16 protein-coding genes, 1 tRNA gene, 1 other RNA gene and 1 other annotated feature are annotated in these 14,698 nt (G+C 37.2%); of the genes, 4 read left to right on the top strand and 14 right to left on the bottom strand.

Annotated elements, in window-relative coordinates:
- Positions 1 to 145: 145 nt before the first annotated feature.
- From DN393_RS30995 to tadA, 7 genes are all read right to left on the bottom strand, one after another.
- Positions 146 to 415, bottom strand: a complete 270-nt coding sequence (locus DN393_RS30995) for a pro-sigmaK processing inhibitor BofA family protein (RefSeq protein WP_001089260.1) — start codon at positions 413 to 415, stop codon at positions 146 to 148.
- Positions 416 to 630: 215 nt separating this feature from the next.
- The gene (locus DN393_RS30990; RefSeq protein WP_000466020.1) at positions 631 to 852 is read right to left on the bottom strand and encodes a YaaL family protein; all 222 of its coding nucleotides are present in this window, start codon (positions 850 to 852) and stop codon (positions 631 to 633) included.
- Positions 853 to 866: 14 nt separating this feature from the next.
- A complete protein-coding gene (gene recR / locus DN393_RS30985) occupies positions 867 to 1,463 on the bottom strand; it encodes a recombination protein RecR (RefSeq protein WP_000559169.1) in 597 nt (198 codons plus the stop codon).
- Positions 1,464 to 1,477: 14 nt separating this feature from the next.
- Positions 1,478 to 1,804 (bottom strand): YbaB/EbfC family nucleoid-associated protein, encoded by a 327-nt coding sequence (locus DN393_RS30980; protein ID WP_170771173.1) that lies wholly within the window; start codon positions 1,802 to 1,804, stop codon positions 1,478 to 1,480.
- Between the two features lie 25 nt (positions 1,805 to 1,829).
- The gene (dnaX, locus tag DN393_RS30975; protein WP_064475258.1) at positions 1,830 to 3,518 is read right to left on the bottom strand and encodes a DNA polymerase III subunit gamma/tau; all 1,689 of its coding nucleotides are present in this window, start codon (positions 3,516 to 3,518) and stop codon (positions 1,830 to 1,832) included.
- Between the two features lie 132 nt (positions 3,519 to 3,650).
- An RNA gene (gene ffs / locus DN393_RS30970) (signal recognition particle sRNA large type) lies at positions 3,651 to 3,915 on the bottom strand.
- 80 nt (positions 3,916 to 3,995) lie between these two features.
- The gene (tadA, locus tag DN393_RS30965) at positions 3,996 to 4,496 is read right to left on the bottom strand and encodes a tRNA adenosine(34) deaminase TadA (RefSeq protein WP_064475257.1); all 501 of its coding nucleotides are present in this window, start codon (positions 4,494 to 4,496) and stop codon (positions 3,996 to 3,998) included.
- Positions 4,497 to 4,603: 107 nt separating this feature from the next.
- On the opposite strand from tadA, the gene DN393_RS30955 reads away from it, so the two are divergent.
- The 3 genes from DN393_RS30955 to DN393_RS30945 all read left to right on the top strand — a co-directional run bounded on the left by DN393_RS30955 (position 4,604) and on the right by DN393_RS30945 (position 6,575).
- Complete coding sequence (locus DN393_RS30955) at positions 4,604 to 5,143, top strand: cysteine hydrolase family protein (RefSeq protein ID WP_098111705.1); 540 nt, start codon at positions 4,604 to 4,606, stop codon at positions 5,141 to 5,143.
- 125 nt (positions 5,144 to 5,268) lie between these two features.
- Positions 5,269 to 5,904 (top strand): deoxynucleoside kinase, encoded by a 636-nt coding sequence (locus DN393_RS30950; RefSeq protein ID WP_064475255.1) that lies wholly within the window; start codon positions 5,269 to 5,271, stop codon positions 5,902 to 5,904.
- A gap of 2 nt (positions 5,905 to 5,906) precedes the next feature.
- Positions 5,907 to 6,575 (top strand): deoxynucleoside kinase, encoded by a 669-nt coding sequence (locus tag DN393_RS30945; RefSeq protein ID WP_064475254.1) that lies wholly within the window; start codon positions 5,907 to 5,909, stop codon positions 6,573 to 6,575.
- Between the two features lie 35 nt (positions 6,576 to 6,610).
- On the opposite strand, the gene DN393_RS30940 is transcribed toward DN393_RS30945, so the two are convergent.
- The 7 genes from DN393_RS30940 to guaB all read right to left on the bottom strand — a co-directional run bounded on the left by DN393_RS30940 (position 6,611) and on the right by guaB (position 13,561).
- Complete coding sequence (locus DN393_RS30940; RefSeq protein ID WP_000364198.1) at positions 6,611 to 7,003, bottom strand: sigma factor-like helix-turn-helix DNA-binding protein; 393 nt, start codon at positions 7,001 to 7,003, stop codon at positions 6,611 to 6,613.
- A 166-nt stretch (positions 7,004 to 7,169) separates the two neighbouring features.
- Positions 7,170 to 7,262, bottom strand: a tRNA-Ser gene (locus DN393_RS30935).
- A 154-nt stretch (positions 7,263 to 7,416) separates the two neighbouring features.
- The gene (gene serS, locus DN393_RS30930; protein WP_000884182.1) at positions 7,417 to 8,691 is read right to left on the bottom strand and encodes a serine--tRNA ligase; all 1,275 of its coding nucleotides are present in this window, start codon (positions 8,689 to 8,691) and stop codon (positions 7,417 to 7,419) included.
- A 51-nt stretch (positions 8,692 to 8,742) separates the two neighbouring features.
- Positions 8,743 to 8,964: a binding site (T-box leader), on the bottom strand.
- Between the two features lie 54 nt (positions 8,965 to 9,018).
- Entirely contained in the window at positions 9,019 to 9,609 is a 591-nt protein-coding gene (gene pdxT / locus DN393_RS30925; protein WP_149174296.1) for a pyridoxal 5'-phosphate synthase glutaminase subunit PdxT, read from the bottom strand.
- A gap of 18 nt (positions 9,610 to 9,627) precedes the next feature.
- The gene (gene pdxS / locus DN393_RS30920; protein WP_000186157.1) at positions 9,628 to 10,515 is read right to left on the bottom strand and encodes a pyridoxal 5'-phosphate synthase lyase subunit PdxS; all 888 of its coding nucleotides are present in this window, start codon (positions 10,513 to 10,515) and stop codon (positions 9,628 to 9,630) included.
- A gap of 161 nt (positions 10,516 to 10,676) precedes the next feature.
- Complete coding sequence (dacA, locus tag DN393_RS30915; RefSeq protein WP_141669114.1) at positions 10,677 to 11,984, bottom strand: D-alanyl-D-alanine carboxypeptidase DacA; 1,308 nt, start codon at positions 11,982 to 11,984, stop codon at positions 10,677 to 10,679.
- Positions 11,985 to 12,097: 113 nt separating this feature from the next.
- Positions 12,098 to 13,561 carry an IMP dehydrogenase gene (gene guaB, locus DN393_RS30910; protein ID WP_000264076.1) on the bottom strand — a complete coding sequence of 488 codons (1,464 nt, stop codon included), beginning with the start codon at positions 13,559 to 13,561 and terminating at the stop codon, positions 12,098 to 12,100.
- A 115-nt stretch (positions 13,562 to 13,676) separates the two neighbouring features.
- Between guaB and DN393_RS30905 the strand changes: the two genes are divergently transcribed.
- A complete protein-coding gene (locus tag DN393_RS30905) occupies positions 13,677 to 14,678 on the top strand; it encodes a YaaC family protein (RefSeq protein WP_064475251.1) in 1,002 nt (333 codons plus the stop codon).
- Positions 14,679 to 14,698: the final 20 nt, after the last annotated feature.

The raw sequence follows: 14,698 nt of genomic DNA, 5'->3' as shown, positions 1-14,698 counted from the left end.
ACATCGCGTTTCAGCGACTTTTATAATTTAACATTTTGCGTTAAATCTGTCAACAACTTTTTTCTTTCGTTCCTGACGACGCTTATTAATTTACCATATTAATCATTTGTTCGTCAACACTTTTTAAAAAAATGCCAAAATAATTTTATCTTGGCATGATATAAAGCTTAATAACCACTAATGCAGCAACACCAGGTAGACCTAATAGACTTGTGATTGTTGCTGTACCCAAGTTAATTGGAATATGAAAATCAAAATATGTTCCTACAACGTTTACGATAAAAAGTAACGCTATTCCCAAAGTAACATGAAAGAGCGCTTTTCCTATAAAACGTAACGGCTTAGAAGAAACTCCAAAAACAAGAAAAATAAAAACTAGAGCAAGAATACCAACAATAATAATTGTAGAATTCATTTTTTCCTCCTTGTGAATGACCTATACACATTTATTTGTATGGGACAAGGCGATAAAAAAGAACATTTATCATACTACTCCAGTCGCTTCATCTCATTAAATTTTATTCGACGACACTTTCTTCATATAAAACGATTCCTCACTCTTTCCAAACGAAGTAACCACGCAATGTTTAACGAATAAAATAAAAGGTTCTGCTTTTTCAGCAGAACCTTTTACCATTGTTCCATTTTTACCGGACGACGTTTTGCTTCTTTTAACAAGAAGAAATATTTCGCCTCTGCTATTTTCAAAGAACAAAGTACATCTTGAGATGGTTCCACACTTTGTTCAACCATTCTCTTCTGACGTAACCATTCATTCTTCACTTTTTCTAATAGTACAATTAGCTTATCATCATACTCTTTACGCAATTTACCCTTTTTTTGAAAGAACATTTTTGTTTCTCCTCTTATACTTCTCTACGACCTTCTAACGCTTTCGACAGTGTCACTTCATCTGCATATTCTAAATCTCCACCAACTGGCAGACCATGTGCAATACGAGTTACTTTAATACCTGTCGGCTTTAAGAGGCGGGATATATACATCGCTGTAGCTTCCCCTTCAATATTAGGGTTTGTTGCTAGTATCACTTCTTGTACCGTTTCATCATGCAGTCGCTTTAAAAGTTGCGGGATATTAATGTCTTCCGGTCCAATTCCCTCCATTGGAGAAATCGCACCACGTAACACATGATATACACCTTGATACTCTTTCATCTTTTCCATTGCGATTACATCTTTCGGTTCCTGCACAACACAAACAACCGACTGATCTCGATGCGAATCATTACAAATATAACAAGGGTCGCGGTCAGTAATATGTCCGCATACAGAACAATACGCTAAATCTCGCTTCGCATTCACAAGTGCTTTTGCAAAACCTAACACATCATCTTCTTTCATATCTAATACGAAAAATGCCAATCGAACCGCTGTTTTCGGTCCGATTCCTGGCAACTTCATAAAACTATCAATTAATTTCGATATCGGTTCTGGATAATGCATATATCAGTATCCTCCTAGAACATTCCACCTGGTAAGTTCAAGCCTTTTGTAAATTTACCCATTGTAGAGTTTGAAAGTTCATCAGCTTTTTTAAGTGCATCATTCGTTGCAGCTAACACTAAGTCTTGTAACATTTCGATATCTTCTGGATCTACAACTTCTTCTTTAACTTTCACTTCAAGAATTTGCTTATGACCATTTGCAATAACTGTGACCATACCGCCGCCAGCTGTACCTTCAACTGTTTTTTCGCCAAGCTCTTCTTGCGCCTTTGCCATATCTTTTTGCATCTTTTGCATTTGTTTCATCATATTATTCATATTTCCCATTCCGCCACGCATCATAATTAATTCCTCCTAATTATTATTACTCTTTTATTTCAATAAGTTCTTGTCCTACTAATTTTACGGCCTCTTCTATAAGAGGATCTTCTTTTTTCTCTGGGCTTTCTTCAGACTCCCCGCCTTCACGCTGTAAAAAATCTTCACGGATTTTACCCCATTCACTTTTTGGAATGGCAATCATATTTAATCTTTTACTTAGCAATTCAAATAAGGCTTGTTCCACTGTATCCATAGCTTCTCGATTTTCGCTTGCCATTTTACAGTGAATCTCATATTGAAACGCTAAAACGTAAGTATCATCCGAAGCCGCCACCGGTTCGCTATTTTCTAATAAAACAGCAAACGCTACTTTGTTGTATGCTTTGAGTCTGCCTAACAACTCACCCCACACAGCTTTTAATTGCTCTAAATCCTGGCGCTTTGCTTGTTTTAACACTTCATTTACGCGTCCGACAGGAATCTTCATACTACCTGTCCGCACTGGCTTTGGTGTTGCACGTGTCTCTCTGACTTCTTGCTGCACACCAGCCGGCACACCATTCTTTTTGACTTGTTCTAACTCTTTCTCCAATTGCTGCATCCTGTTCATAATTGCTTGTAAACGATCTGCACCGTTTGCTTGCATCATAAACTGTTGACACAGTTGTACCATAACAACTTCTAAGAAAATTCGCGGATGATTTGTCCACTTCATTTCCTGTTGTCCCTTACTAAGAGTATGAATGATTTCATAGATTACTTCCGGTTGCATTTCTTCACTTAACATCCGGAATTGCTCATCTACCATTACTCGTTCCAACATATGTTCCAGTTGTGGTGAAGTTTGATATAAAAGCATATCCCGATAATAGTAAATGAAATCCTCCATAAAACGAACTGGATCTTTCCCTTTACCCATCATCTCATCTATGATACGTAATGCTCTTGATACATCATTTTCACGTATACATTCTACTAAGTTACCTAAGTATTGCTGGGAAACAGAACCTGTCACAGCTAATACATCTTCTGTCGTAACTGTCTCATCACTATAAGATATTGCCTGATCAATAAGACTAAGCGCATCACGCATACCACCTTCAGCGGCACGTGCAACAATTTGTAACGCCTCATCTTCTACTTGCGTACCTTCATTCGTCACAACCGTCGATAATCTCTCAACAATATCATTTACTGATATTTTTCGAAATTCAAAACGCTGGCAACGTGAAATGATTGTAGGCGGAATCTTATGCGGTTCTGTTGTCGCCAAAATAAAGATGACGTGTCCTGGCGGCTCTTCTAACGTTTTTAAAAGCGCATTGAAGGCACCCATAGAAAGCATGTGGACTTCATCAATAATGTATACTTTATATTCTACAGCACTTGGAGCATATTTTACTTTATCTCTAATATCTCGAATTTCATCTACACCGTTATTTGAAGCCGCATCAATTTCTAATACATCTGAAATAGATCCTTGTGTAATCCCCAAACAAGAAGGACATTCATTACAAGGTTCAGCTACCGGAGCATGTTCACAGTTGATTGCTTTTGCAAATACTTTTGCAATTGTCGTTTTTCCTGTTCCCCTCGGCCCAGAAAATAAATAAGCATGTGAAACTTTCTCTTGAAGAAGGGCATTTTGCAACGTTTTTGTCACGTGCTTTTGACCAACTACATCTTCAAATTTTTGCGGTCTCCATGTTCGGTATAACGCTTGGTATGACACGAAAATACGGCCTCCCTCAAAGGTTATTATCTCATTTATTATAACCCATTCTGTTTATAGATTCCAAAAGTTATTTTCTATACAAAAAACCCACCTTAGTATTAAGGTGAGTTTTGTATACATATATAACTGCCGTGCACCTTCTGTCGATTACGTACCATAAGCGTTACTCAAGCAGTTAGCTCGGTTCAGGCACTCCTGCGGCACACGAGAAGACCCGCTTATTGCTGCTTCCTTCCGGACCTGACAAGGTTCACGGGGTCCCGTTGCGCAGGACCCAAACGTCAACACCACTTACTTAAGGCAGACCTTACAGCAGCATAACCTCGAGAAGGGATTCGGCCTCGCTAGAGCGGATTGCGAGTATAGGGCACCGCTACCTCCCCGCTTAGCACGGCAAAGTTAAAACCAATATTCGGTTGCCTTCATTAAAAGGCATTATCAGTATAACTTGTTTTTTTACAAAATGCAAATACGTTAATTCTCGTTACTTTTCTCTAATTTTTTTATCGCTTTTCTTTTTTTACGAAGCTCTCTAAAAAAGTTTGTTAACAAAGTACCGCATTCTTCTTCTAATACACCAGCAACTACCTCGCATTGATGGTTAAAGCGTTCATCCGTTAAAAGATTCATCAACGTCCCTGCACATCCACCTTTCGGATCACTTGCACCATATACAACTCGCTTCACTCGTGATAAAACAATTCCACCCGCACACATCGGACAAGGCTCTAATGTTACATATAACGTCGCATCTTCTAAACGCCATGTCCCTAATTTTTTGCACGCCTCATCAATAGCTAACAACTCAGCGTGAGCTATTGATCTTTGTTCAGTTTCTCTTAAATTATGAGCAACACTAATTACTTCACCATCTAACACTATAACTGCACCAATCGGTACTTCTTGTATTGCCTCTGCTTTTTCAGCCTCTTCTATTGCTAACTGCATAAAATAAATATCTTGATCGCGTTCCATACCATAGTCCTTTCATTACAAATAAAGTACACTTATTTCCATTTACTACACATGGGATAACTTTTACAAATTCAATCCACCCTAATAAAAAAGAGAGGGGATTACATATGAAGAATACTGCCTTACTCATTATCGATATGATTAATGATTTTCAATTTTCACACGGGCCCATCTTAGCCAAAAAATGCGAAATTATAACAAACCCTATTTTACAATTAAAGAAAACAATGAAATCCTTTGGCTACCCCATAATTTATGTTAATGACCATTATCAACTTTGGAGATCTGATATTGACCAACTAATTACCCATTGTACAAATGAGTATAGCGAAAATATCATTCATAAGATTGCTCCAAATTCCGATGATTACATTTTTATTAAACCACATTACTCTGCTTTTTATGAAACACCTTTAAATTCTTTATTAGGCTATTTAAAAATAGAAAATCTAATATTAACAGGAGTCGCCGGGAATATATGTATCCTCTTTACAGCTAACGACGCTCATATGAGAAATTATACACTGTATGTACCACAGGACTGTATTGCCTCTAATCACGATCAGGATAATCTGCATGCTTTAAAAATAATGGAATCCACATTAAAAGCAAATATAGTAACTTCATCTCAAATAAAAATTAATTAATACATATATCTATTTTCTAACTTTTTATATCAAATTAACCCGCTCGCTTCCCTCTTGTGCTACAATAATTCTGTTTTGTGTTTTTAGTAGTCACGGTAAATCACTGATTGAAAGGAGGAAACAGCGTGACCGGAGTACCTTTTATCACGGTTGAAGGACCAATTGGTGTTGGAAAAACCTCGCTTGCGAAGGCAATTTCAACTCACATGCAACTCCACTTACTAAAAGAGATTGTTGATGAAAATCCTTTTTTAGGAAAATTCTATGAAGACATCGACGAATGGAGTTTTCAAACAGAGATGTTCTTTCTTTGTAATAGATACAAACAATTAGAAGATATTAACATAAAGTATTTGAATCAAAGGAAGCCAGTAGTAGCGGATTATCATATATTTAAAAATTTAATTTTCGCATCCCGTACATTAAAGAATTCTCAATACGACAAGTACATGCAAATCTATCGTATCCTTACACAAGATATGCCTGTACCAAACGTTATCGTTTATTTAACAGCTAGCTTGGAAACATTACAAACACGAATTGCGATGCGCGGAAGAGAATTCGAAAAAAATATGGATCCCAATTACTTACTACAGCTCACAAAAGATTACGAAACGGCAATGGATACTTTTAAAAAGGATCATCCAGATATCCCAGTATTGAAATTTAACGGAGACGATATGGATTTTGTAAAAAATCCTGATGATTTAAACGTCATCCTATCCGCCCTTCAAAATACTCTCTTAAAGGAGTCGAAATAACAATGAATTTAAGGCAAAAATATGATATACCAAATGACGCAGTAATCACTATTGCTGGAACAGTAGGTGTCGGAAAATCAACTATGACAACTGCATTAGCTAACACTTTAGGTTATCGCACATCATTTGAAAAGGTAGATTCGAACCCGTATTTGGACAAGTTCTATGCTGATTTCACACGCTGGAGCTTCCACTTGCAAGTGTACTTTTTAGCAGAACGATTTAAAGAACAAAAAAGAATTTTTGAATACGGTGGCGGTTTTGTTCAAGATCGCTCTATCTATGAAGACACTGGAATTTTTGCAAAGATGCATCATGAAAAAGGTACAATGACGGAAACTGATTATGAAACATACAAAGGTTTATTTGATGCTATGGTCATGACTCCTTACTTCCCTCATCCAGATTTATTAATTTACTTAGAAGGTTCTTTCGATGATATTGTTGATCGTATCCAAGAACGCGGACGTCCGATGGAACAACAAACACCAATTGAGTATTGGAAAGAGATGCATGGCCGTTACGAAAACTGGATTAACAACTTTAATGCATGCCCTGTTTTACGATTAAACATTAATGAATACGATATTTTAAAAGATGGCGATTCAATTGAACCAATCATTAAAAAAATTGGCCATTTTTTAAAACAAACACGTAAACTTGTAAAATAAAAAACCCGTGCATACGCACGGGTTTTTCTATTAAATTACTTCTTTTTTGTCGGAGCAATAATTTCACTCTCAGGTTTTCCAGCGTTAATACGCTGACGAACAGTACTTGTACTAATATCGTATGTTTCAGCAATCTCTTTAACAGTCATTTCTTTCCCGTTAATTACTGCTGTTAATACTTTACCTGTACGTTTTGGAGCTGCTTCTTTCTTTACAGCTGCTTTTTCAACTTTTTTTGGCGCCTCTACTTTTGTCGCAGTTTGCTTTACATCACAAGTGCAACCACAAAGTTTACGGAATGTATCATCGCTTATAATGCGTGACACATTTGCACCACTGTTTAAAATTCTATTGTTCTTACAGACAGGACATTGTACATAATATAAAGTTTTTCCATCTAAAGGAAACGTTTGTATAATAAGATCCATGTTGACTCCTTTCATATCTATGAAGATAATCATCGGAATATGAGTGTGTAATAAGGAGAAAATCGCCCTACACCATACTTTATGATTGGTTTTAAAATAAAAACTCGTTACATGTTGGTAACGAGTTCTCCAATCTCCACTTATATGCGCTGTTGTCAATTATATCTGGAGGAGGTAGAGGGATTCGAACCCCCGCGCGACTCTCGCCGCCTGTCGGTTTTCAAGACCGATCCCTTCAGCCAGACTTGGGTATACCTCCATATTGACATCAAATATAATATCAAAAGAAAAACAGTTAGTCAACCCTACTAAAATAAATTATGAGGAAAGGGGAAATTTACCTTTCCCCTCCTACATTTCAGTACTGACAATGCTCATAATTACCAATCACTCATACCGATGAATGTTTACATTTACTTAATAACTGCTTTTCCTCCCATATAAGGGCGAAGAACTTCTGGAATTATAATTGTACCATCTTCTTGTTGGTAGTTCTCTAAAATAGCTGCAACCGTACGTCCAATCGCAAGACCAGATCCATTTAATGTATGAACATGTTCTGGTTTTCCGTTTGGCTCACGACGGAAACGGATATTTGCACGTCTCGCTTGGAAAGCCTCAAAATTACTACAAGAAGAAATCTCACGATATGTGCCATAGCTTGGAATCCATACTTCGATATCGTATTTCTTCGCTGCTGTAAATCCTAAATCGCCTGTGCACATGCTCATAACGCGATATGGCAACTCTAATAATTGTAACACGCGTTCTGCATCATTTGTTAGTTTTTCTAACTCTTCATAAGAATCTTCTGGTTTTACGAACTTTACAAGCTCTACTTTATTGAACTGATGCTGACGAATTAAGCCACGTGTATCACGACCAGCTGAACCTGCTTCAGAACGGAAACAAGAGCTAAATGCAGCATATCGTATAGGCAATTGATCTTTATTTAAGATTTCATCACGATGCATGTTCGTTACAGGTACTTCAGCTGTCGGAATTAAGAAGTAATCTTCACTTTCAATACGGAATGCATCTTCTTCAAATTTCGGAAGTTGTCCTGTTCCTGTCATACTTGCACGGTTTACCATATACGGAGGTAATACTTCTTCGTATCCATGCTCATCAGTATGAAGATCAAGCATAAAGCTAATTAAAGCACGCTCTAATCTCGCGCCAGCACCTTTATAGAATACGAAGCGGCTTCCCGTTACTTTCCCAGCACGCTCAAAATCTAAAATTCCTAAATCTGTAGCAAGATCCCAATGTGGTTTTGGTTCATAAGCAAATTCTTTCACTTCTCCCCAAGTACGTGCTACTACATTATCATCTTCTGTTTCACCAACTGGAGCAGATTCATGAGGAATATTTGGAATAGATAACATTAATCTTTCTAAATCTTCTTCAACTGTACGAAGTTCATTATCAAGATCTTTTACTTTTTCTCCAACTTCACGCATTTCTAGAATTAGAGCTTCTGCATCTTTCTTTTCGCGCTTCAATACAGAGATTTGTTGAGATACTTCGTTACGTTTACTTTTTAGTTCCTCTGTTTGAACAAGTAATTCTCTTCTTCTCGTATCCAGCTCTTCAAAGCGACCAAAATCAGTTAAATCTTCGCCTCTATGCTGTAACTTTGCTTTTACTTCTTCAAAATTTGTACGTAAAAATTTAATATCAAGCATTATATACTCCTCCTTTTATTTTATAAAACACAAAAAACTCCCGTCCCTATATAAAGGGACGGGAGTTAACCCGCGTTGCCACCCTAGTTGAAAGCATTACCGCCTTCCTCTCAAGTAGAAATAACGGCTCTTCACCGGGAATGTTTACTAATCATAAAGATATTCCACATTCCATTCCAGGATGGATTCACAAACTGTTTCTATCGATTTCCACCAACCATCGACTCTCTATAAGAAACGGCATTTGTTACTACTTCCTATCAACACGCTTATTTTATAAAATTGTTACCATCAATTTACTATAATCTTATACAAGTTGCAAGTTACTTAGACAACTTTTTTCGTTTTCGCTTCTTTTACCATTTCTACAAAGTATGCTGTGACACGATGATCATCCGTTAATTCCGGATGGAATGAAGCAGCTAAAAACTGATTTTGTTTTACTGCTACCATTCGGTCACCATGTGTAGAAAGTACTTCAACATCATCAGCTACATTTACAACATACGGAGCACGGATAAATACACCAATAAATTCTTCTCCTACACCTTTAATTGAAAGTGCGACTTCAAAGCTATCTTTTTGGCGTCCGAACGCATTGCGTTCTACTGTAATATCCATAGCACCAATATGTGCTTCTTCATAGCCAATAAGTGTTTTTGCAAGAAGAATCATACCTGCACATGTACCAAACATTGGTTTACCAGACTTCGCGAATGTACGAAGTGGTTCCATGAAAGCATACTTATCAATAAGACGGCGCATTGTTGTACTTTCACCGCCTGGTAAAATAAGACCATCAATCTCTTCAAGTTGCTCTATACTCTTTACAACAACAGCTTCTGCACCACTTGCTTCAACTGATTTTATATGCTCACGAACTGCACCTTGAAGACCTAGTACACCGATTTTCACCATTTTAAAGTTCTCCTTCAATTACCATCCACGCTCTTGCATGCGTTGTTCTGGTAATAATGTTGAAATTTCGATACCTTTCATTGCATTACCTAACCCTTTAGAAAGGCTTGCAATTAGTTCGTAATCCTCATAATGAGTCGTCGCTTCAACGATTGCGCGTGCAAATTTCTCTGGATTTTCTGATTTGAAGATACCAGATCCTACGAATACACCATCCGCACCAAGTTGCATCATTAACGCTGCATCTGCTGGTGTTGCTACACCACCTGCTGCGAAGTTTACAACTGGCAAACGACCAAGGCGTTTAATTTCAAGTAGTACTTCATAAGGAGCACCAGTATTTTTTGCATATGTCATTAACTCATCTTCACGTAGACTTGCAACTTGACGGATTTCTGCATTGACTTGGCGCATATGACGCACTGCCTCTACAATGTTTCCTGTTCCTGGTTCACCTTTTGTACGAAGCATAGATGCACCTTCTGCAATACGACGTGCAGCTTCTCCGATATCACGGCAACCACATACAAATGGAACTGTGTAATCACGTTTATTTAAATGGTATACTTCATCGGCAGGAGTTAACACTTCACTCTCATCGATATAGTCTACCCCTAATGATTCTAATACACGTGCTTCTACAAGGTGACCGATACGGCATTTTGCCATAACCGGAATTGACACCGCACCCATAACTTCCTCAACGATTGTTGGGTCTGCCATACGAGAAACGCCACCTGCTGCACGAATATCTGCTGGTACACGCTCTAGTGCCATAACGGCAACTGCGCCTGCCTCTTCTGCAATTTTTGCTTGTTCAGCGTTAATTACGTCCATAATAACGCCGCCTTTTTGCATTTCTGCCATTCCACGTTTTACACGTTCTGTCCCTGTTACATTTGTCATGTTACAAAAACCCCCCTAGGTGAATTGCTTTTCCCCGTTAAAGGCGAAAATTAAGAATACTCTTACATTCTACCACTAACCATCAGATGCTTGTCTACTACTTTTTCATAAAGTCGGTATGAAAAATAGGAATAAGAAAAAGCCCCTACAATGAGGAGCTTTTAAAACCAACCTTTTACTGTATCAACAGCACTATTCCATATACCACTAAAGAAAGAACCAATTCCGCGCATAGAGCGAGTAAACCAATTCGCTTCCTCTACTGCAGACGTTGTTACAAGATCTATTTGTAATGACTTACCAGATAAAAATCCAGGGTCATTCGCATCTTTTGGTGTGATTACCATTTGGCCAAGTACAGCTCCCTTTTTAATAGGTGCTTCTTGTCCCTTATTTGCTTCTTTTAATTCTGTTTTATAAACATCTTTACTTCCTTTTGGCACTGGAAGTGAAACAGCTTGTTTTGTTTGAACTGCTACATCTTTATCTTTAGCATTTTCTACTCGTACTGTTTCTTGTCCTTTTACTGAAGAATCTTTTTTATACATTTGCTTCATTTCAAAGTTAGCAAATCCATAATCATATAGCTTCTTTGTTTCATCAAAACGTGCTGTATGAGAACTTGTTTTAATAACTACAGAAATAAAACGCATACCGTTTCTTTCAACCGTACCAGTGAAGCAATCCCCGGCTTCTGGAGTCGAGCCTGTTTTCAGGCCATCTACGCCATCATATTCTTTCACTAAGCCCTTTAACATCCAGTTCCAGTTCGACATTGCAAACTTCTCTTTTTGTGGACGAAATTCTTTTTTCGGGATTTTTGCTGTATCTAACACTTTTGGGTAATCTTTAATTAAATGTTGTGCTAAAGTTGCAACATCCTTTGCAGACATTTTATTTTCTTCATCCGCTGTTGTTCCTTCAGGGTGCATTCCCTTTAAATCTTTATTCGTTAAACCTGTAGAATTGACAAATTTATAATTTTTCAACCCTAGTTCTTTCGATTTATCATTCATCATTTTTACGAAGTCTACTTCTTTACCTGCAATTGCTTCTGCTAATGCAATTGTTGCACCATTTGCAGAAAAGATTGCCATTGCTTCATATAACTCTTTTACTGTATAAATGCCGCCATTTTCTAATGCAACATTTGATAAAGAAGCATCTTGTGAAACCTTATACGCATATTCAGAAACCTTAATTTTTTGATCCCACTTAAGTTTTCCTTTATCCACTGCTTCATGAACTAAATATTCACTCATCATCTTTGTCATACTAGCAATTGATAATAATTCATCTGCATTCTTTTGATATAAAATTTTCCCAGAATTTGCTTCAACTAAAATTGCTGCACCTGCTTCAATGTTTAAAGAAGCTCCTGTTTCTGCTGATGCATTGCTATATGGTAACAACATACTACAAGCTAGTGTAAGCATTGTTACTAAAGCAATGAATCTTTTGCAAAACATACCTTTCACGTCTGTTACCCCCAATATCTATGTACTCACATAACCGTTATTCTAACATAATCAAAAAAAAATAGACAGAGATATCAAATCTCCGTCTATTTGTATATCAGACATTATAATGAGTAGTTTGGAGCCTCTTTTGTAATTTGTACGTGATGAGGGTGGCTTTCACGTAAACCAGCACCTGACATACGAATGAATTGTGCATTCTCACGTAAGAATTCTAAATTCTGCGCTCCGCAATATCCCATACCGGCACGTAATCCACCAACTAATTGATGAACTGTATCTGCTAAAGGTCCTTTATATGGTACTCGACCTTCAATACCTTCTGGAACAAGTTTTTTATTTCCTTCTTGGAAGTAACGGTCTTTACTTCCTTTTTCCATCGCTCCGACAGAACCCATACCACGATATACTTTAAATTGACGACCTTGGTAAATTTCAGTCTCTCCAGGGCTTTCAGCAACACCAGCAAACATACTACCTAGCATAACAACGTGTGCTCCTGCTGCTAAAGCTTTTACCATGTCACCAGAGTACTTAACACCACCATCAGCAATAACCGGAATACCGTGTTTACGAGCTTCTGTTGCACAATCATAAACTGCTGTTAATTGTGGTACACCCACGCCAGCTACAACGCGTGTCGTACAAATAGAGCCTGGTCCAATACCAACTTTAACTACGTTTGCACCTGCTTCAATTAATGCTTTCGTTGCTTCAGCAGTAGCAACATTTCCAGCGATAATATTTAGTGATGGATATTTCGCACGAACTTCTTTTACTTTATCAATAACACCTTGAGAATGTCCATGAGCTGTATCGAGTACGATTGCATCTACGCTAGCTTTTACTAATGCGTCGATACGAAGCATAGCATCAGCCGTTACACCAACCGCTGCTCCAACTAATAAGCGTCCTTGCTTATCCTTCGCAGAATTTGGGAATTCAATTACTTTTTCAATATCTTTTATTGTAATCAGCCCTTGTAATACACCGTTGTTATCAACGAGAGGGAGTTTTTCAATTTTGTACTTTTGTAGGATCTTTTCAGCTTCTTCCAGCGTTGTACCAACTGGAGCTGTAATTAGCTTTTCTTTTGTCATTACGTCGGAAATTTTGATTGAGTAGTCTTGGATAAAACGCATATCACGGTTTGTAATAATACCAACTAATTTTCGCTCGTCTAAATTATTTACAACCGGTACACCTGAGATACGGTATTTTCCCATAAGATGCTCTGCATCATACACTTGATGTTCTGGAGTTAAAAAGAAAGGATCTGAAATAACGCCACTTTCAGAACGTTTTACTTTATCAACTTGCTCCGCTTGTTGTTCAATAGACATGTTTTTATGAATAATTCCTAAACCGCCTTGACGAGCCATTGCAATAGCCATATCAGCTTCTGTTACTGTATCCATTCCTGCACTAATTAACGGGATATTTAACTGTAAGCTTTCAGATAAAACTGTTTTAACACTTACTTCTCTTGGTAGTACATCTGACTTTGCTGGTACAAGTAATACGTCATCAAAAGTCAAACCTTCTTTAACAAATTTAGATTCCCACATAATTGTTCCCCCCATGATACCAGAAATTATTATTAGTAGCTTATCAATTGGTTAAAATACTGTCAAGGACGTATATATATGTTAGAATTTTTAGACAATAAAAGGAGCGTAATATATGCATCAAACACATTGTACTTGGCAGCAATTAAGTTTCTTCTTTTCATCTCAAAATGTACAACGTTATCTTGCCCGTTGCTATGAAAAATCCTCCATACAAGATGCTGAAAAAAAAAGTTTCGAAAATTGTTATCCCTTTATTTATTACTTAGAACACGGGAAAAACTATTATGAATTATATAAGGTAGCCCCATTTTCCATTCAGCCAATGTTATTGTTTTATGGAATGAGCCAACTTTTTAAAGCCTGCTTACTAACTATTGATCCTAACTATCCAGAATCCACTACTGTTTTAGCTCATGGTGTTACGACTCGTAAACGAAAAAAACAGGGGTATCAATTTTTAGAAGATGAGGTGAAGGTGCAAAAAAATGGATTATTTACTCATATTGCAGAACAGCTGTTTCACATGAAACACTTAGAAGCAGAGAAGTTTAACATGTTAGATCTAATGGGAAATATTCCTGAATTACAAAATTTATTTCGCTATAGTCAAAGAGGGGCCACATTATATAAAATCGATTCAACAAATACAAATGAACTTTCCTTTTCGGTCAACATACTAGATCGACTCCATATGACTACAGAAAGATTTTCACGTTACATTGAATCAACTTGTAAACATTTATCCATACAACATGTTCCCGGGAAAACGAGCGGATCGAATTTGCTTTTTACAGCTCCTATCCAATCGTGGAATCCTATATATAGTACGCCCTTATACTACGAATATCTTGCTGATGCTTATTACTTACCAATTACAACTGACCCGAGAAATCCTAAACCAGTATTACCTGAACTTCTTGTTCATTATTTATTGCTCTACAATTTAAGTATGATTTCTAGATATGAAACAGATTGGTGGTATGATTTACTTGGGAGCTATGGTTCTGAAGATTACCCATTTATTTATCAATTTCTTACTATTTCTGCTCAAAAAATCCCTTACTATATTTCATCTTTTTTACTAACAGGACCAGGCCTATTCCATGGGAAATAAAAAAAACACAAGTCAAAAGA

This window comes from Bacillus sp. BPN334 (assembly GCF_008368885.1).
GTDB classification, from domain to species: domain Bacteria; phylum Bacillota; class Bacilli; order Bacillales; family Bacillaceae_G; genus Bacillus_A; species Bacillus_A wiedmannii.
Note: the sequence above shows the minus strand (reverse complement) of the source record. Positions and strands in the feature narration are given on the sequence as shown.